The organism is Sphingomonas sp. PL-96, assembly GCF_020707215.1.
Lineage (GTDB): Bacteria > Pseudomonadota > Alphaproteobacteria > Sphingomonadales > Sphingomonadaceae > Sphingomonas.
The window spans coordinates 86,584-101,184 of sequence record NZ_JAJFET010000010.1 but is presented as its reverse complement, the minus strand read 5'-3'; the positions used below and the strand labels follow the sequence as shown (position 1 = coordinate 101,184).

Genomic DNA, 14,601 nt, shown 5'->3' with positions numbered 1-14,601 from the left:
CGCGCCCATGAGCACGTCCCCAAAAAGCTTTCATGTCAAATCCTTCGGCTGCCAGATGAACGTCTATGACGGCGAGCGAATGGCCGAGCTGATGGCGGCGCAGGGCATGACCGCCGCCGCCGATGCGGGCGACGCCGATCTGGTCGTGCTCAACACCTGCCACATCCGTGAGAAGGCAACGGAGAAGGTCTATTCGGACATCGGCCGGCTGCGCAAAGGCGGCCGCAGTCCGATGATCGCGGTGGCCGGCTGCGTTGCGCAGGCGGAGGGCGAAGAGATCGTTCGCCGCGCCAAGGTGGACGTCGTGGTCGGTCCGCAGGCGTATCACAACCTGCCGGAGCTGGTCCGCGCCGCGGCCGCGGGCACGCCATCGCTGGACACCGACATGCCGGCGCTCAGCAAGTTCGGCGCGCTCGCCCCGCGGCGGCGCTCCGGGCCGACCGCCTTCCTGACGGTGCAGGAGGGCTGCGACAAGTTCTGCACCTATTGCGTGGTGCCCTATACCCGCGGTGCCGAAGTCAGCCGCCCCTGGGCAGCACTGCTCGATGAGGCGCGCGCGCTGGTTGATGCTGGCGCGCGCGAGATCACGCTGCTTGGGCAGAACGTCAATGCTTGGGAAGGCGTGGACGAGGCCGGGCGCACCCAGGGGCTCGACGGTCTGATCCGCGCGCTCGACCGGCTGCCGGGGCTGGCGCGGATCCGCTACACTACCAGCCATCCCAACGACATGGCGCAGGGGCTGATCGACGCGCATGGCGATGTCGAGAAGCTGATGCCCTATCTCCACCTGCCGGTGCAGTCGGGCAGCGACCGCGTGCTCAGGGCGATGAACCGCAGCCATACGCGCGACGGCTATCTGCGGCTACTCGACCGGGTGCGCGCGGTGCGGCCGGACATCGCGCTGTCGGGCGATTTCATCGTCGGGTTTCCCGGCGAGACGGACGAGGAGTTCGCCGACACGCTGCGGCTGGTCGACGCAGTCGGCTATTCGCAGGCGTTCAGCTTCAAATACAGCCCGCGCCCCGGCACCCCGGCGGCCGATTATGCGGGCGCCGTCCCGGCCGAGGTGATGGACGCGCGACTCCAGCAGTTGCAGGCGTCGCTGCTGCGGGATCAGCAGGCGTTCAACGCCGCCGCCGTTGGCCGCACCACCCAGGTGCTGATCGAGCGGCGCGCAAAGCTGCCCGGGCAGATGCTTGGCAAGTCGCCCTGGCTTCAATCGGTTCACCTGCTCACCGACGCACAGATCGGGGATCTGGTGGAGGTGGACCTGGTCGCCGCCGGCCCGGTGTCGATGTCGGGCGTGGAGCGAGTCGCCGCCGCGGCCTGAGTTGCGGTCCTTACATAAACGGCGCGGCGTTGCCGTATTCCTGCGCAGGCAGGAATCCAGGGCCAAGCAGAACAACGGCTGGAAGCGCTTGGAACCCTGGGCTCCTGCTTTCGCAGGAGCACGGGAGACACCACCCTTGTTGCCGGTTCAGTTGAGGCCTACATTTGCCTCAATTGAAACGGAGCGCATCATGGCCACGCAGGCTGCAACCATCGAGACACTGCTGGGAGTCCACGCCGGGCGGCAGGCGTCGCGACTGGCGCTGGCTGATTCGATCGAGAACGGGCTTCCGGTTGCAGCACTCGACCGGCTCGCCGACACGGTGGCGCCCGACGATGCCCGCTTCAAGTTCCGCCTGATCCCCAAGGCGACGCTGGAGCGGCGCCGCAAGTCCCCGTCCCAACGGCTGACCAGCGAGGAGGGCGACCGGCTGGCGCGACTCGCCAAGGTGTTCAGCTTCGCGCTCGACATCTACCAGGCGCCGGACAAGGCGCGCGCGTTCCTCGCCCGCCCGCAGCCCATGCTCGACGGCAAGCCACCGCTCGACGTGGCGCTCGCCACCGGGCCGGGCGCGGACCTGGTCCTCAACCTGCTCGGGCGCGCGGCGTACGGCGGCGGCGCGTGAAGGGGGCGAGGACCGATCGGGTCCTCACCGCCTTTCGCATCGGCGATCCCCATGGCCGCTATCCGATCTACGACAGCGAAGGCGCGCGCCTCTATCCCGGTCGCTGGAACACGCCGGCCAGCCCGGTGATCTACACATCGGAGCATTATTCGACCGCGATGCTGGAGAAGCTGGTCCACGCCAACGGCATCCTGCCGCCCAACCAGCATTTCATTCGCATCACCTTCCCCAACGATATGCCGTATGAGGTGTTTCAGCCCGAGGCGCATCCGGGCTGGGACGGCAAGGACGAGCGCCTCTGCAAGGCGGTGGGGCTGGAGTGGTTCGAAGCGGCGCGGTCCGCGCTTTTGTTCGTCCCCTCGATCCCGGCCCGACTGGAGCGCAATATCCTCATCAACCCGCGTCATCCGGATGCTGCTGCGATCACCTACGAGATGCCGGAGCCCGTCTGGTGGGACGAGCGGCTGTACGGCTGAGAGGGTGACTTCAGCCCTCACCTCTCCATGCCCTTCCGTTTGTTTCGGGTAGCCGTCGAGCTTGTCGAGAGGGCGTATCGAGAAATCGGTGGCGGTGGCTCTCTCGACACGGGCTCTCGACAAGCTCGATCCCTGCTCGAGACAAGCGGGGTGGGCGTCTGGTCGATCAGGCCCCTGCCCCAGCCGCAAAAACCACCGTCCTCCTCTGGCACTTCGGCGCGCGGCGCCCATATTCCCCCTGTCGTCCCGGCTGCCGCTCTGCCACACTTGGCCCGCATGCAGCCCGGCAGCCCTTCTCACCCAAGCGCAACCAAGCGCCGGCCGTGCACGTTGACGGTCGCCACCGCATGACCGCGTCGGATCCTTCCCGCCGCGTTCGCCACGAAAGGATCGCATGAGTCGCAAGCCCGTTCCCGCCCGCTCCGGCGAACGCAGCCGGGTCGAGGTCAGCTTCGACAAGCCCCAGATGCTGCCGCGGCTGTTCGGCGAATTCGACAGCAACCTGCTCGCGCTCGAGGAGCGGCTGGGCGTCTACATCACCGCGCGGGGCGACCGCGTCGGGATCGAGGGCTCGGCCGAGTCGGTCGCCCGCGCGCGTGAGGTGCTGCAGGAACTGCACCACCGCATCCTGCGCGGCGAAGAGGTCGACCCCGGCCTGATCGACGCCGTGATCGCGATGGCCGACCAGCCGACGCTGGATGGTATCGTGCGCGCGGACGGCGGCAATGCCGCCTCGATCATGATCCGCACGCGCAAGAAGACGATCGTGCCGCGCACCGCGGCGCAGGCGTCCTACATGCGCCAGCTCGTCGGCCACGACATCATCTTCGCCCTCGGGCCGGCGGGTACCGGCAAGACCTATCTCGCCGTCGCTCAGGCCGTGGCACAGCTCATCACCGGCTCGGTCCAGCGCCTCATCCTGTCGCGCCCCGCGGTGGAGGCGGGCGAGAAGCTCGGCTTCCTGCCCGGCGACATGAAGGAGAAGGTCGATCCCTATCTCCGCCCGCTCTACGACGCGCTCCACGACTGCCTGCCCGCCGAACAGGTCGAGCGCCGGATCAGCTCGGGGGAGATCGAGATCGCGCCGATCGCCTTCATGCGCGGCCGCACGCTCGCCGACGCCTTCGTGATCCTGGACGAGGCGCAGAATACCACGCCTGCGCAGATGAAGATGTTCCTCACCCGCTTCGGCCAGAACAGCCGCATGGTGGTGTGCGGCGATCCGAACCAGACCGACTTGCCGGGCGGCGTCTCTGCCTCCGGCCTGGCGGATGCGACCGCGCGGCTGGAGGGAGTGGAGGGCATCGCCTTTGCCCGCTTCGGTCCCGCCGACGTCGTCCGTCACCCGATCGTCGGCCGGATCGTCGAAGCCTATGAGGGGAAGGACGCTTGACGGGCGTCCCCGCCGGGCTACCCGTCCCCGCTGCCGACAACCGGAAGACGCCGCATGCTTGATATCGCCGTATTGCCAGAGGGCGAGTGGCCCAGCGACCTCGACTGGGAAGCGCTCGCCACCCGTGCGGCCGAGGCGGCGTTCGCGCGCACGCCCTATGCCGGCTGGTCGACCGATCCGGCGGCGATCGAGGTGGCGATCCGCCTCACGTCCGACGACGAGGTGCACGCGCTCAACCGCCAGTATCGGGGCAAGGACAAGCCGACCAACGTCTTGTCCTTCCCGATGATCCAGCCGGACCTGCTCGACACCGTCACGCAGAACTCCGACGATGGCGAGGTGCTGCTGGGCGACATCGTGCTCGCCCATGGCGTGTGCGTGGCGGAAGCGGCAGAGCGCAACATCCCGGTTGCCGACCATGCAACCCATCTGATTGTCCACGGTTGCCTGCACCTGCTAGGCTATGACCATCAGGACGAGGCCGAGGCGGAGGCGATGGAGGAGATCGAACGCCAAACCCTGCGCCAGCTCGGCCTGCACGACCCCTATTCCGTTCGAGAGGATTGACGAGACTTCGATGACTGACGGTTCCAGTAGCGCCGCCCCGGGGGGCGACAGTAGCCAGGCCGCAGGAGAAGGCGGCATATGGCGGGGCATCCGCGCCCTGCTCTTCGGCGAGGAACATAACGAAACGCTCCGCGGGCGGATCGAGGAAGTCATCACCGAGCATGAGGAGGAAGAGGCCCGCCCCGTCGCCGGCGACCTTGCCCCTATCGAGCGGCAGATGGTCCGCAACATCCTGCATTTCGGCGAGCGCGATGCCGGCGACATGGGCGTGCCGCGCGCCGACATCGTCGCGGTCGAGGAATCGACGCCGTTCGCCGAACTGGTGCAGATCTTTGCGGAGGCGGGCCACAGCCGCCTGCCCGTCTATCGCGAGCGGCTCGACCATGTGATCGGCATGATCCATGTGAAGGACGTGTTCGCGATCCTGGCGCGCGAGGGTGCGCCGCCCGAGAGCATCACCGCGCTGATGCGTCAGCCGCTCTATGTCCCCCAGTCCATGGGTACGCTCGACCTGCTCGCGCAGATGCGTTCCAGCCGCACCCATCTGGCGGTGGTGCTGGACGAATATTCGGGCACCGAAGGTCTCATCACCATCGAGGACCTGATCGAGGAGATCGTCGGCGAGATCGAGGACGAGCATGACGAGGCTCCGACCGAGCTGATGATCCCCATCGACGGCGGCAGCTGGGACGCCGATGCGCGCGCCGAGCTGGAGGACGCCGCCGAACTGATCGACCCGCGGCTTGGCGAGGTGGAGGAGGATGTCGAGACGCTGGGCGGTCTCGCCTTCGTGCTCGCCGGCCATGTCCCCAAGCCAGGCGAGCGGCTGGTCCACTCGAGCGGCTGGACGCTGGAGATCGTCGACGGCGACGAGCGCCGCGTCACCCGCCTGCGGCTCCATCCGCCAGTGGCGGAAGAGGTCGAGGAGGAATAGCGGAGGGGCCGCCGCGGGACGGCCTCCCGGTTTCGACGAGGGACAACGTACCCAACTTCGCACTTCCTTCTCCGTGCTCCTGCGCAGGCAGGAGCCCAGGGTTACTAAGCGCAGGCCGTTCTGCTTGGCCCTGGATCCCCGCCTGCGCGGGGATGCGCCGGCGGCACGCGCAGTGCCGCCCTTCACCGCAGCAATCCCTAGCGCCATCGCCAAATCCGATCACAGTCGGCACTTCTCTGCGTTTGAGACATTGCATCGACTGCGGCACCAACGTGCCCAGACGATCAGGAGACGTGCCATGGCCGATGCCGAAAAGAAGCGCCCGACGCTCACCACTTCTGCTGGTGCGCCGGTCGGGGACAACCAGCATTCCCTCACGGTCGGGCGTTTCGGCCCGCTGCTGCTGCAGGACTATCAGCTGATCGAGAAGCTGACTCACCAGAACCGCGAGCGCATTCCCGAGCGGGTGGTCCATGCCAAGGGCTGGGGCGCGTTCGGTACCTTCACGGTCACCCACGACATCAGCAAATACACCAACGCCAAGATCTTTTCCGAAATCGGCAAGCAGACGGACATGCTGCTGCGCTTCTCGACCGTCGCCGGTGAGCAGGGTGCGGCCGATGCCGAGCGCGACGTGCGCGGCTTCAGCTTCAAATTCTATACCGAGGAGGGCAACTGGGACCTCGTCGGCAACAACACGCCGGTGTTTTTCGTCCGCGACCCGCGCAAGTTCCCGGACTTCATCCGCACGCAGAAGCGCCACCCGCGCACCAACATGCGCAGCCCGACTGCGATGTGGGACTTCTGGAGCCTTGAGCCCCAGTCGATGCACCAGCTGCTGATCCTGATGTCGGACCGCGGCCTGCCGCAGGGCCCGCAGTACATGAACGGCTATGGCAGCCACACCTATTCCTTCTGGAACGATGCAGGCGAGCGTTACTGGGTGAAGTTCCACTTCAAGACCCAGCAGGGCCACAAGTTCTACACCAACAAGGAAGCCAGCGAAGTTATCGCCAAGAGCCGCGAGAGCTTCCAGGAAGAGCTATACGGCACGATCCACCGTGGCGAGTTCCCGAAGTGGAAGCTGTTCGTCCAGATCATGCCCGAGGAAGACGTCGGCAAGCACTGGTACAATCCGTTCGACCTGACCAAGGTCTGGCCGCACGGCGACTATCCGCTGATCGAGGTCGGCGAGATCGAGCTGAACCGCAATCCGGAAAATTACTTCGCGCAGATCGAGCAGGCGGCGTTCAGCCCGTCCAACGTCGTGCGCGGGATCAGCTTCTCGCCCGACAAGATGCTGCAGGCGCGCATCTTTTCCTATGCCGATGCGCATCGTCACCGGCTGGGCACCCATTATGAGGCGCTGCCGGTCAACCGTCCGCACGTGCCGGTGCACACCTATCACAAGGACGGTCTGCTCCGCTTCATGGAGGACACCAACCAGGACTATCCGGACGCCTATTACGAGCCCAACTCGTTCGGCGGCCCGGTCGAGGACCCGCGCTACAAGGAGCCGCCGCTCAAGGTAGAGGGCACCGCCTGGCACTGGGATCACAGCGAGGGCAATGACGACTTCCGCCAGCCGCGCGACCTGTGGAACCTGTTCGACGAGGACCAGAAAGCCCGCACCGCCAGCAACATCGCCGAGGCGATGCACGGCATTCCGCAGTTCATCATCGACCGCCAGCTGGGCCATTTCGAAGCGGTCGACGCCAACCTGGCCGAACGCATCCGCGAACGGCTGGCGACGATGAGCAAGTCGGAAGAGGACCGCGAGACGCAAAAGGACATGGACCGCATGGCGCTGGCCGACGCCGCCAAATAGGTCCGATCCGGAGTACGGGCGGCGCCTCCCCCATTCCCGCCGCCCGAATGCGCTGCCGCCGACAGGCGCAGCGCCGTGGAGCGCGCTGTCGACGGGATTCTCCCATCCGTCGGCGGCGCGTTTTTCGTTGGCGCGGCGGCAGGTCGCCCCTAATCCTCACGCCATGCGCAAACACCTGATCCGCATCGCGGCCATTGCCCTTGTCCTGCTGATCGCGTTCCTTTGGTGGCTGTTCAGCCCCGACCGGGCGGAGCTGCCCGAACAGGCCGTGACCGGCGCCCAGCCGCAGCTGAGCCGCGCGCGCGAACAGACCGTGCCCACCGTCCGCATCGCCAAGCCGATCGGCTGGAGCGCCAACGCCATGCCGACGCCGGCCGCAGGCTTGCGCGTCCAGCCGTTCGCGCGTGGCCTCGACCACCCGCGCTGGCTCTATCGCCTGGCGAACGGCGATGTGCTGGTGGCGGAGAGCAACTCGCCGCCGCGCGAGGGCGGTGGGCTCAAGGGCTGGGTGATGGGCCTGTTCATGGGCAGGGCCGGCGCGGGCGTGCCATCCGCCAACCGCATCACGCTGCTGCGCGACGCCGACGGGGACGGCGTCGCCGAACAGCGCTCCGCACTGCTGACCGGGCTCAACTCGCCCTTCGGCATGGCGGTGGTGGACAAGTGGCTCTACGTTGCCAACACCGATGCGCTGGTGCGCTTCCCCTTCCAGCTGGGCCAGACCCGCATCACCGCCCAGCCCGAAAAGGTCGTCGACCTGCCCGGCGGCGCGAACCACTGGGCGCGCAACGTCGTCGTGAACCCGGACGGCCCGACGCTGTTCGTGACCGTCGGCTCCGCCTCCAACATCGCCGAGAACGGGCTCGACGTCGAAAAGAACCGCGCGACGATCCTGGAGGTCGACCCGCTGGTGAAGAAGTTCCGCATCTATGCCAGCGGCCTGCGCAATCCCAACGGCATGGCGTTCGAACCGCAGACCGGCGCCTTGTGGACCGTGGTCAACGAGCGCGACATGATCGGGTCCGACATGCCGCCCGACTATATGACGCGAGTCGAGTTCGGTGGCTTCTACGGCTGGCCCTGGCATTATTGGGGTGGCTACATCGACGATCGCGTCCAGCCGCAGCGGCCGGACCTGCGCGAATATGTCGCCCGCCCCGACTATGCGCTGGGCGCTCACACCGCCTCGCTGGGCCTCACCTTTGCGGGCGACGCGAAGCTCGGGCAGCGTTTTGCCAGCGGCGCCTTCATTGGCCAGCACGGCTCGTGGAACCGCGTGCCGCCGTCGGGCTACAAGGTCGTGTTCGTGCCGTTCGCCGCCAACGGCTTCCCGGTGAAGGGTGTGAAGCCCATCGACGTGCTGACCGGCTTCCTGAACAAGGATGGCGAGGCGCAGGGCCGCCCGGTCGGCGTCATCACCGACCGCACCGGCGGCCTGCTGGTGGCGGATGACGTCGGCAACGTGATCTGGCGGGTCAGCGCAGCCGGCGCGCACTGAGGGCACGTGCTCCTGCGCAGGCAGGAGCCCAGGGCCAAGCAGAACAACAGCGCTTGGCGCGCGAAACCCTGGGCTCCTGCCTGCGCAGGAGCACGGAGATTGCCGCCCGGGCCGGAGGATCAGGCGCTGCGTGTCTGGATGCTGACCTGCGTCAGCATGATGGAGAACGGATGAGGGGCCCGCCTACTCCTTCACCTCGGGCAGGGTCAGCAGTTGCTCCCGCGTCAGCGTCTTGGCGCGCAGGTGCCACTGGCCGTTCACCGACACCGGCTCCAGGCCGTGGAGCGGCAACAGCACGGTACGATCAGGCTCCGCATCGATCTCGACCACCAGGCCGTTGACGTTGCCCTGCGCATCGGTCGTCGTGCGCTCCACTTCCGCGAGTTCGGCATTGTTGGCGCCCAGCAGTTCTGCGTCCTCCAGCTGCCGCTTGGTCAGGCCAAATGCGGTGCCGACGCCGGTCGCCACCGGGATGTTGGGCTCGCTACCCTGCGGTGGCGCGGCGACGACGCCATTGTCGGCGATCTGAGTGCCGACGGGAAGTGCAACCTGGTTCGTCTCCGGCGTATCGTTCGAGCAGGCAGCCAGTGCTGAGGCTGCGGTCAGGACGAAGAACGGTGCTTTCATGGGCTTCTCCTACCCTTGCACAACCGAAACGAGATGGGCCGAGTTCCCGAGCACCACCTCGACTTGCGCGCTACTTCAGCAACGCTGGCCCGTCCTTCTGCAACTTGGACCGGATCTTGTCGGCGAACAGGCGCAGGAAGGGCGGCAGGTCCAGCTGCGCATGCACGCGGTCATCGAACAGCTCCAGCCGGCTCGCCACCCGCTGACCCATCGCCTGCACGGTGAACGAAAGCGTGTCGCCCTCCCAATGATGCTCGGTGACGCTGCCGCCGGGGAACATGGCGCCGAGCTTTCCCAGCCCCGCCTCAATCCGGGTCCGGGCGCCCTCGCGGCCCAGCTTGTGGGGAATGTCGACAGTTACGGGATCGTTCACTTAGGAGTCCTTCACCTTGGAAACAGGGTTGATCGCAGAACGCCTTGGACGACGGCGCGTTTCCCCGGAAGCCGGTTGACGCATTGCCGCACTGCACTCCGCCGCGACGCGAACCGCTTGCCCGCGCCCGCAAAGCGCACGATATCCGCCGCGTGCGTCTTCCCCCTGCCCTGCTCGTCCTTCTTGCCGGTGCCGTCTCGGCGCTCGGCTTCGCGCCGCTCCAATGGTGGCCGCTCACCCTGCTTGCCTTCGCGCTGTGGCTGCATTGCGTCCATGCGGCCCCCAGCCTGAAGTCTGCGTTGTGGCGCTCCTGGCTGTTCGGGGTGGGGCATTTCACCATCGGCAACAACTGGATCCAGCACGCCTTCGACTTCCAGGATCGCATGCCGCCGGTGCTGGGGTATTTCGCGGTCGTGGGCCTGGCGCTCTACCTCGCGATCTATCCGATGCTTGCCGGCGGGCTTGCCTGGCGGCTGGGGCGCAAGGGCGAGCACCCGGACGCCGCCTTTGCGCTCGTCGCGGGTGCAGCCTGGATCCTTGCCGAATGGCTGCGGGCGGTGGTGTTTACCGGCTACGCCTGGAACCCGATCGGCGTGATCTGGCTGCCGGTGCCGGGCATTGCCCATCTGGCGGCGTGGATCGGCACCTATGCGCTCTCCGGCCTGACCGTGCTGGCCGCCGGCGCATTGCTGCTCGCGGCGCATCGGCGCTGGGCGCTTCCGGCCGGTGTGGCCGTCGCCGGGGTGGCGCTCGCCGTGAGCTGGCCGCTGCTGCACACGCCTGATCCCACCGCTCCCGCCGGAGCGCCGCGGGTTCGGGTCGTCCAGCCCAACATCGGCCAGGACCAAGTCGCGGACCCGGCCTATCCGGCCACGGTGTTCAACCGACTGCTGGCGCTGAGCGGCCGCCCCGGCCCCGCCCCGCGGCTGGTCGTCTGGCCGGAAGGTACGCTCCATTACTTCGTCGAGGATGGCTATCCGCGCTACTGGTACGATGCCGACCCGGCGCTGGTGCGCGCGGAAATCGCGTCGGCCCTTGGCCCGCGCGACGCGGCGCTGGTGGGCGGCACTGCCATGATGTTCGACGCCCGCGGCCAGGCGACCTCCGGCGGCAACTCCGTCTTCGCGATCCTGCCGGGCGGGCAACTGGTCGGCCGCTACGACAAGGCGCATCTGGTACCCTATGGCGAATATCTGCCGATGCGCACGCTGCTTCAGCCGCTGGGTCTCTCCCGTCTGGTGATGGGCGACATCGACTTCGCCCCTGGCCCTGGACCGCAATCGATCACCCTGCCGGGCTTTGGTCCCGTGGGCATGCAGATCTGTTACGAGATCATCTTCTCCGGACGGATCGTTGATCGCGCGCATCGCCCGCGCGTGCTGTTCAATCCCTCCAACGACGCCTGGTTCGGCGCCTGGGGTCCGCCCCAGCACCTGGCGCAGGCGCGGATGCGCGCCATCGAGGAGGGCCTGCCGATCCTGCGCTCCACCCCCACCGGCATTTCCGCGATCATCGACGCCGACGGACGGCTGCTCGCCACCATCCCCCTGGGCAAGGCCGGGGCGATCGAGCTGCCGCTGCCCCCCGCCCGCGCGCCGACGCTGTTCGCGCGCGCCGGTAACTGGATTGCGGCGATTGTGGGTCTTTTGCTGGCGCTGGTCGGCGTTGCCATCCAGCGGCGCACCCGCTAGGGCACGAATATAAGGAAGGCTTTATATCGGCATGGCAACGGCCGCGCTTTCCCACCAGAAAAGGGAAAACCATGCGTTCCAACTATCTCTTCACCTCCGAGTCGGTTTCCGAAGGCCATCCTGACAAGGTCGCGGATCAGATCTCCGACGCCGTCGTCGACCTGTTCCTGTCGCGCGACCCGGTCGCCCGCGTCGCGTGCGAGACGATGGTCACCACCCAGCGCGTCGTGCTGGCGGGCGAAGTCCGCTGCAACCAGGACGTGTTCCCGACCCTCGACGAAATCGAGAAAGCCGCGCGCGATACGGTGAAGAAGATCGGCTATGAACAGCACGGCTTCCACTGGCAGACCGCCGAGTTCGCCTGCCACCTCCACGGCCAGTCCGCGCACATCGCGCAAGGCGTGGACGAGAGCGGCAACAAGGACGAGGGTGCCGGCGACCAGGGCATCATGTTCGGCTTCGCCTGCGACGAAACGCCCGACCTGATGCCCGCGACGCTCTATTACTCGCACCGCATCCTGGAAAAGATGGCGCAGGACCGCCACGCCAATGTGGTCGACTTCCTGGAGCCCGACGCCAAGAGCCAGGTGACGCTCAAGTACGAGAACGGCCGCCCCACCGGCGCCACTGCGTTGGTCGTATCCACCCAGCACAGCAAGGCGCTGTCCAGCGACGCCGGCCAGAAGCAGCTGCGCGACTATGTGATGACGGTGTTCGAGGACGTCCTGCCGCAGGGCTGGATGCCGGCCGACCAGAGCCACATCTATGTCAACCCGACCGGCCTGTTCGAAATCGGCGGCCCCGACGGTGACGCAGGCCTCACCGGCCGCAAGATCATCGTCGACACCTATGGCGGTGCAGCACCCCATGGCGGCGGCGCCTTCTCGGGCAAGGATCCGACCAAGGTGGACCGTTCGGCGGCCTATATCAGCCGCTATCTCGCCAAGAACATCGTTGCCGCCGGCCTCGCCAAGCGCTGCACGATCCAGCTGAGCTACGCCATCGGCGTCGCCGAGCCGCTGTCGCTCTATGTCGACACCCACGGCACCGGCACCGTCGAGGAGTCGAAGATCGAGGCGGTTCTGCCCAAGCTCGTGCGCCTGACCCCCAAGGGCATCCGTACCCACCTGGGCATGAACAAGGCGATCTACCTGCCGACCGCCGCCTATGGCCATTTCGGCCGCAAGGCGGAGGGTGACCTGTTCACCTGGGAAAAGACCGACCTGGTCGACGCGCTCAAGTCCGAACTGGCCTGAGTTCCCTGAGGCGGGGCGGCGCGCAGCTGCCCCGCCTTTGCGCTTGTCCCTTCCCCCGCGCGATGGCAGCTTTGCCGCAACAGGGGGGAGAAGGATGATGAAGCGCATCTTTGCGGCCACGCTGGCGATCGCCGCGGCCGCAACCGTGTCGGGCATGCCTGCCGCAGCACAGCAGGTGGAGGAGCTCAAGGTTTCTTCGGACGAGCCGTACGCGCATGATCTGAGTGGACTTCGCTTGCCCGCGACGCTGGCCCGTGCGCCGCGCAACAAGGCAGTCACCATCGGCGGAGATCTGCTCGATGTTTCGGCCAATTATGAGAGCCCTGACCGCGCTGAGCTGTTGAGCCTCTATGTCTACCGCCAGGCAAGCGGCGCGTTGCCGGTGTGGTTTGATCGCGCCCGCTGGTCGATCGAGCACCGCCCCAACGTCTACGGCAAGCCTGTTGCCGCAGTGGGCGGCCCCAGTTTCGTGCCGCCCCGCCAGCAGACGGCAAGCGGCCTGATCGCAACCTACACCCTGAACAAGAACGCCTACCGCAGCACGGGCGTCGCCATCCTGCCGTTCGGCAATTGGCTGGTAAAACTACGCTACTCCTCGAAAACCCTGGAAGCGGCGAGCCTCGCCACAGCGATGCGTGCGGCACTGGCCGAGCTCGAATGGCCAGCGGACATCGCCCCGGCACCAGCTGCCGTCCCTGTCACCAACTGTTCCACGCCGCTGGTGACATCCGGAAAGTCCCGACCGGCACAGGAAGATCTCAGGGCGATGTTGATGACGGCCATCGTTGGCGTGGCGGCGGCGACTGACCCTGCGGACAAGGAAGCAACCGCAGCTGAGCCGCGAGCCGCTTGGTGCCGAGATGCGACGGCTCTCAAGGGCGGCGGCGTTTATCGACCGAACGAAGCGACGGACAACTATTTGATCGCCCTGTCGGATGCCGGACGTGGCGTGCTTGTCGGCCCCAGTCCTGCCAATAGCCTGCGGGCTGAAAGCAACCCTCCCGCGCCCAGCTGGAACGTATCGCTCGTCGATCTGGGCGCTACCACCTTTTTCCAAGCGCAGGATCGGCTCCCTTCTCCCTCGCATGTGATGCAGCGCGTGATCAGGGGCCCGGTCACGTCGCAGGTCAGCACCCGGGGCAAGAAACGGAACATCAACATCAGCCCCGGAGCTTTCCGGAACGGTAATGGCAAGGCGAAGTAGATCCGAGCACAACGGTTGCTGCCGGACCTCCCGATCTCAGAGGCAGACTACGGCCGGCCGCGTGGAACCCTGAACTCCCGCTTTCTCCAGAGGGTGAAGAAGGCTCTCACGAACCCGTGCAGCCACCACGCCGCATCCACCTTCCAGAAAAAAGTAGTGCCTCAGCCCCGGGGGGCTTGCGCTCGAGTCCCGTGGCGGATAGGGGACCGCCTCCCAAGCGCCCGTAGCTCAGCTGGATAGAGCATCAGACTACGAATCTGAGGGTCGGACGTTCGAATCGTTCCGGGCGCACCATTTTCCTACAGCCTTGTCGCCACGCCTCCCCCGCTCGAACGCGGCGTCGGGGAATACGCGCGCGACCGCCGCTTCCGCGCCCAGGCCGATCGCAGCGCCGGCAGCGACGTCGATCGGGAAATGCGCGCCGGTCGGCAGCTGCAGCGCGCCCATCGCTGCCACCGTTGCATAGGCCCGGCCCCGCACCTCCGGATATTCGCGCAGGATCGCACGCCCTACCGCCATTGCGCCGGCGGTGTGGCCGGACGGGAAGCTGTTGTGCGGCCCTTCGTTGCGCTCGCCGCGGGTCAGCTGGTGGTCGCGTTCGCTGCTGAACAGCCGCGGTCGCGCCCGGTCGACGCGGCGCTTGACCGCTGCTTTCATCGCGGTCGCGGCAAGGTGGCTCGCCAGCATCCGCACGCCGGTGCGCGCCAGCCGCCGGTCGCCGCGCGCGGCCCCTACCGCTGCCGTCGCCAGCGACAGCGCAATAAGCGGCGGCTGGTCGGCGAGCTCGCGCACCTGCTTC

Annotated in this window: 14 protein-coding genes and 1 tRNA gene; 12 read left to right on the top strand and 3 right to left on the bottom strand. The window is 67.1% G+C overall.

Going from position 1 to position 14,601, the window contains the following annotated elements; all coding sequences use genetic code 11:
• Positions 1-7 precede the first annotated feature (7 nt).
• The 8 genes from miaB to LK533_RS15845 all read left to right on the top strand — a co-directional run bounded on the left by miaB (position 8) and on the right by LK533_RS15845 (position 8,651).
• Positions 8-1,330: a tRNA (N6-isopentenyl adenosine(37)-C2)-methylthiotransferase MiaB gene (gene miaB / locus LK533_RS15880; RefSeq protein WP_229364047.1), complete on the top strand. Its 1,323-nt coding sequence runs from the start codon at positions 8-10 to the stop codon at positions 1,328-1,330.
• Positions 1,331-1,520: 190 nt separating this feature from the next.
• On the top strand, positions 1,521-1,955 hold the full coding sequence (locus tag LK533_RS15875; protein WP_229364046.1) for an antitoxin Xre-like helix-turn-helix domain-containing protein: 435 nt from the start codon (positions 1,521-1,523) through the stop codon (positions 1,953-1,955).
• Entirely contained in the window at positions 1,952-2,431 is a 480-nt protein-coding gene (locus tag LK533_RS15870) for an RES family NAD+ phosphorylase (protein ID WP_229364045.1), read from the top strand. Before LK533_RS15875 ends, LK533_RS15870 begins: the two co-directional genes overlap by 4 nt.
• Positions 2,432-2,825: 394 nt before the next feature.
• Positions 2,826-3,824: a PhoH family protein gene (locus LK533_RS15865; RefSeq protein WP_229364044.1), complete on the top strand. Its 999-nt coding sequence runs from the start codon at positions 2,826-2,828 to the stop codon at positions 3,822-3,824.
• Positions 3,825-3,878: 54 nt separating this feature from the next.
• On the top strand, positions 3,879-4,391 hold the full coding sequence (gene ybeY / locus LK533_RS15860; protein ID WP_229364043.1) for an rRNA maturation RNase YbeY: 513 nt from the start codon (positions 3,879-3,881) through the stop codon (positions 4,389-4,391).
• Between the two features lie 10 nt (positions 4,392-4,401).
• Positions 4,402-5,325 carry a hemolysin family protein gene (locus tag LK533_RS15855; protein WP_229364042.1) on the top strand — a complete coding sequence of 308 codons (924 nt, stop codon included), beginning with the start codon at positions 4,402-4,404 and terminating at the stop codon, positions 5,323-5,325.
• A 298-nt stretch (positions 5,326-5,623) separates the two neighbouring features.
• On the top strand, positions 5,624-7,153 hold the full coding sequence (locus LK533_RS15850; RefSeq protein WP_229364041.1) for a catalase: 1,530 nt from the start codon (positions 5,624-5,626) through the stop codon (positions 7,151-7,153).
• A 163-nt stretch (positions 7,154-7,316) separates the two neighbouring features.
• Positions 7,317-8,651, top strand: a complete 1,335-nt coding sequence (locus LK533_RS15845) for a PQQ-dependent sugar dehydrogenase (RefSeq protein ID WP_229364040.1) — start codon at positions 7,317-7,319, stop codon at positions 8,649-8,651.
• Between the two features lie 183 nt (positions 8,652-8,834).
• Here LK533_RS15845 and LK533_RS15840 read toward each other — a convergent pair whose 3' ends face one another.
• Positions 8,835-9,278 carry a hypothetical protein gene (locus LK533_RS15840; RefSeq protein ID WP_229364039.1) on the bottom strand — a complete coding sequence of 148 codons (444 nt, stop codon included), beginning with the start codon at positions 9,276-9,278 and terminating at the stop codon, positions 8,835-8,837.
• 70 nt (positions 9,279-9,348) lie between these two features.
• On the bottom strand, positions 9,349-9,651 hold the full coding sequence (locus LK533_RS15835; RefSeq protein WP_229364038.1) for a polyhydroxyalkanoic acid system family protein: 303 nt from the start codon (positions 9,649-9,651) through the stop codon (positions 9,349-9,351).
• 152 nt (positions 9,652-9,803) lie between these two features.
• On the opposite strand from LK533_RS15835, the gene lnt reads away from it, so the two are divergent.
• The 4 genes from lnt (at position 9,804) to LK533_RS15815 (ending at position 14,096) form a co-directional block, all read left to right on the top strand.
• Positions 9,804-11,342: an apolipoprotein N-acyltransferase gene (lnt, locus tag LK533_RS15830; protein ID WP_229364037.1), complete on the top strand. Its 1,539-nt coding sequence runs from the start codon at positions 9,804-9,806 to the stop codon at positions 11,340-11,342.
• Positions 11,343-11,413: 71 nt separating this feature from the next.
• Positions 11,414-12,598: a methionine adenosyltransferase gene (gene metK, locus LK533_RS15825; protein ID WP_229364036.1), complete on the top strand. Its 1,185-nt coding sequence runs from the start codon at positions 11,414-11,416 to the stop codon at positions 12,596-12,598.
• Positions 12,599-12,692: 94 nt separating this feature from the next.
• Positions 12,693-13,802, top strand: a complete 1,110-nt coding sequence (locus tag LK533_RS15820; protein ID WP_229364035.1) for a hypothetical protein — start codon at positions 12,693-12,695, stop codon at positions 13,800-13,802.
• Positions 13,803-14,019: 217 nt separating this feature from the next.
• Positions 14,020-14,096 (top strand) — tRNA-Arg (locus tag LK533_RS15815).
• Here LK533_RS15815 and LK533_RS18080 read toward each other — a convergent pair.
• Positions 14,052-14,489 (bottom strand): phosphatase PAP2 family protein, encoded by a 438-nt coding sequence (locus LK533_RS18080; RefSeq protein WP_420705874.1) that lies wholly within the window; start codon positions 14,487-14,489, stop codon positions 14,052-14,054. The genes LK533_RS15815 and LK533_RS18080 overlap by 45 nt on opposite strands.
• Positions 14,490-14,601 lie beyond the last annotated feature (112 nt).

Bases quoted from the DNA above. Each gene is read 5' to 3' on its own strand.
- miaB (WP_229364047.1), top strand. From the start codon at position 8: ATGAGCACGTCCCCAAAAAGCTTTCATGTCAAATCCTTCGGCTGCCAG.
- LK533_RS15875 (WP_229364046.1), top strand. From the start codon at position 1,521: ATGGCCACGCAGGCTGCAACCATCGAGACACTGCTGGGAGTCCACGCC.
- LK533_RS15865 (WP_229364044.1), top strand. From the start codon at position 2,826: ATGAGTCGCAAGCCCGTTCCCGCCCGCTCCGGCGAACGCAGCCGGGTC.
- ybeY (WP_229364043.1), top strand. From the start codon at position 3,879: ATGCTTGATATCGCCGTATTGCCAGAGGGCGAGTGGCCCAGCGACCTC.
- LK533_RS15855 (WP_229364042.1), top strand. From the start codon at position 4,402: ATGACTGACGGTTCCAGTAGCGCCGCCCCGGGGGGCGACAGTAGCCAG.
- LK533_RS15850 (WP_229364041.1), top strand. From the start codon at position 5,624: ATGGCCGATGCCGAAAAGAAGCGCCCGACGCTCACCACTTCTGCTGGT.
- LK533_RS15845 (WP_229364040.1), top strand. From the start codon at position 7,317: ATGCGCAAACACCTGATCCGCATCGCGGCCATTGCCCTTGTCCTGCTG.
- LK533_RS15840 (WP_229364039.1), bottom strand. From the start codon at position 9,278: ATGAAAGCACCGTTCTTCGTCCTGACCGCAGCCTCAGCACTGGCTGCC.
- metK (WP_229364036.1), top strand. From the start codon at position 11,414: ATGCGTTCCAACTATCTCTTCACCTCCGAGTCGGTTTCCGAAGGCCAT.
- LK533_RS15820 (WP_229364035.1), top strand. From the start codon at position 12,693: ATGATGAAGCGCATCTTTGCGGCCACGCTGGCGATCGCCGCGGCCGCA.
- LK533_RS18080 (WP_420705874.1), bottom strand. From the start codon at position 14,489: ATGCTGGCGAGCCACCTTGCCGCGACCGCGATGAAAGCAGCGGTCAAG.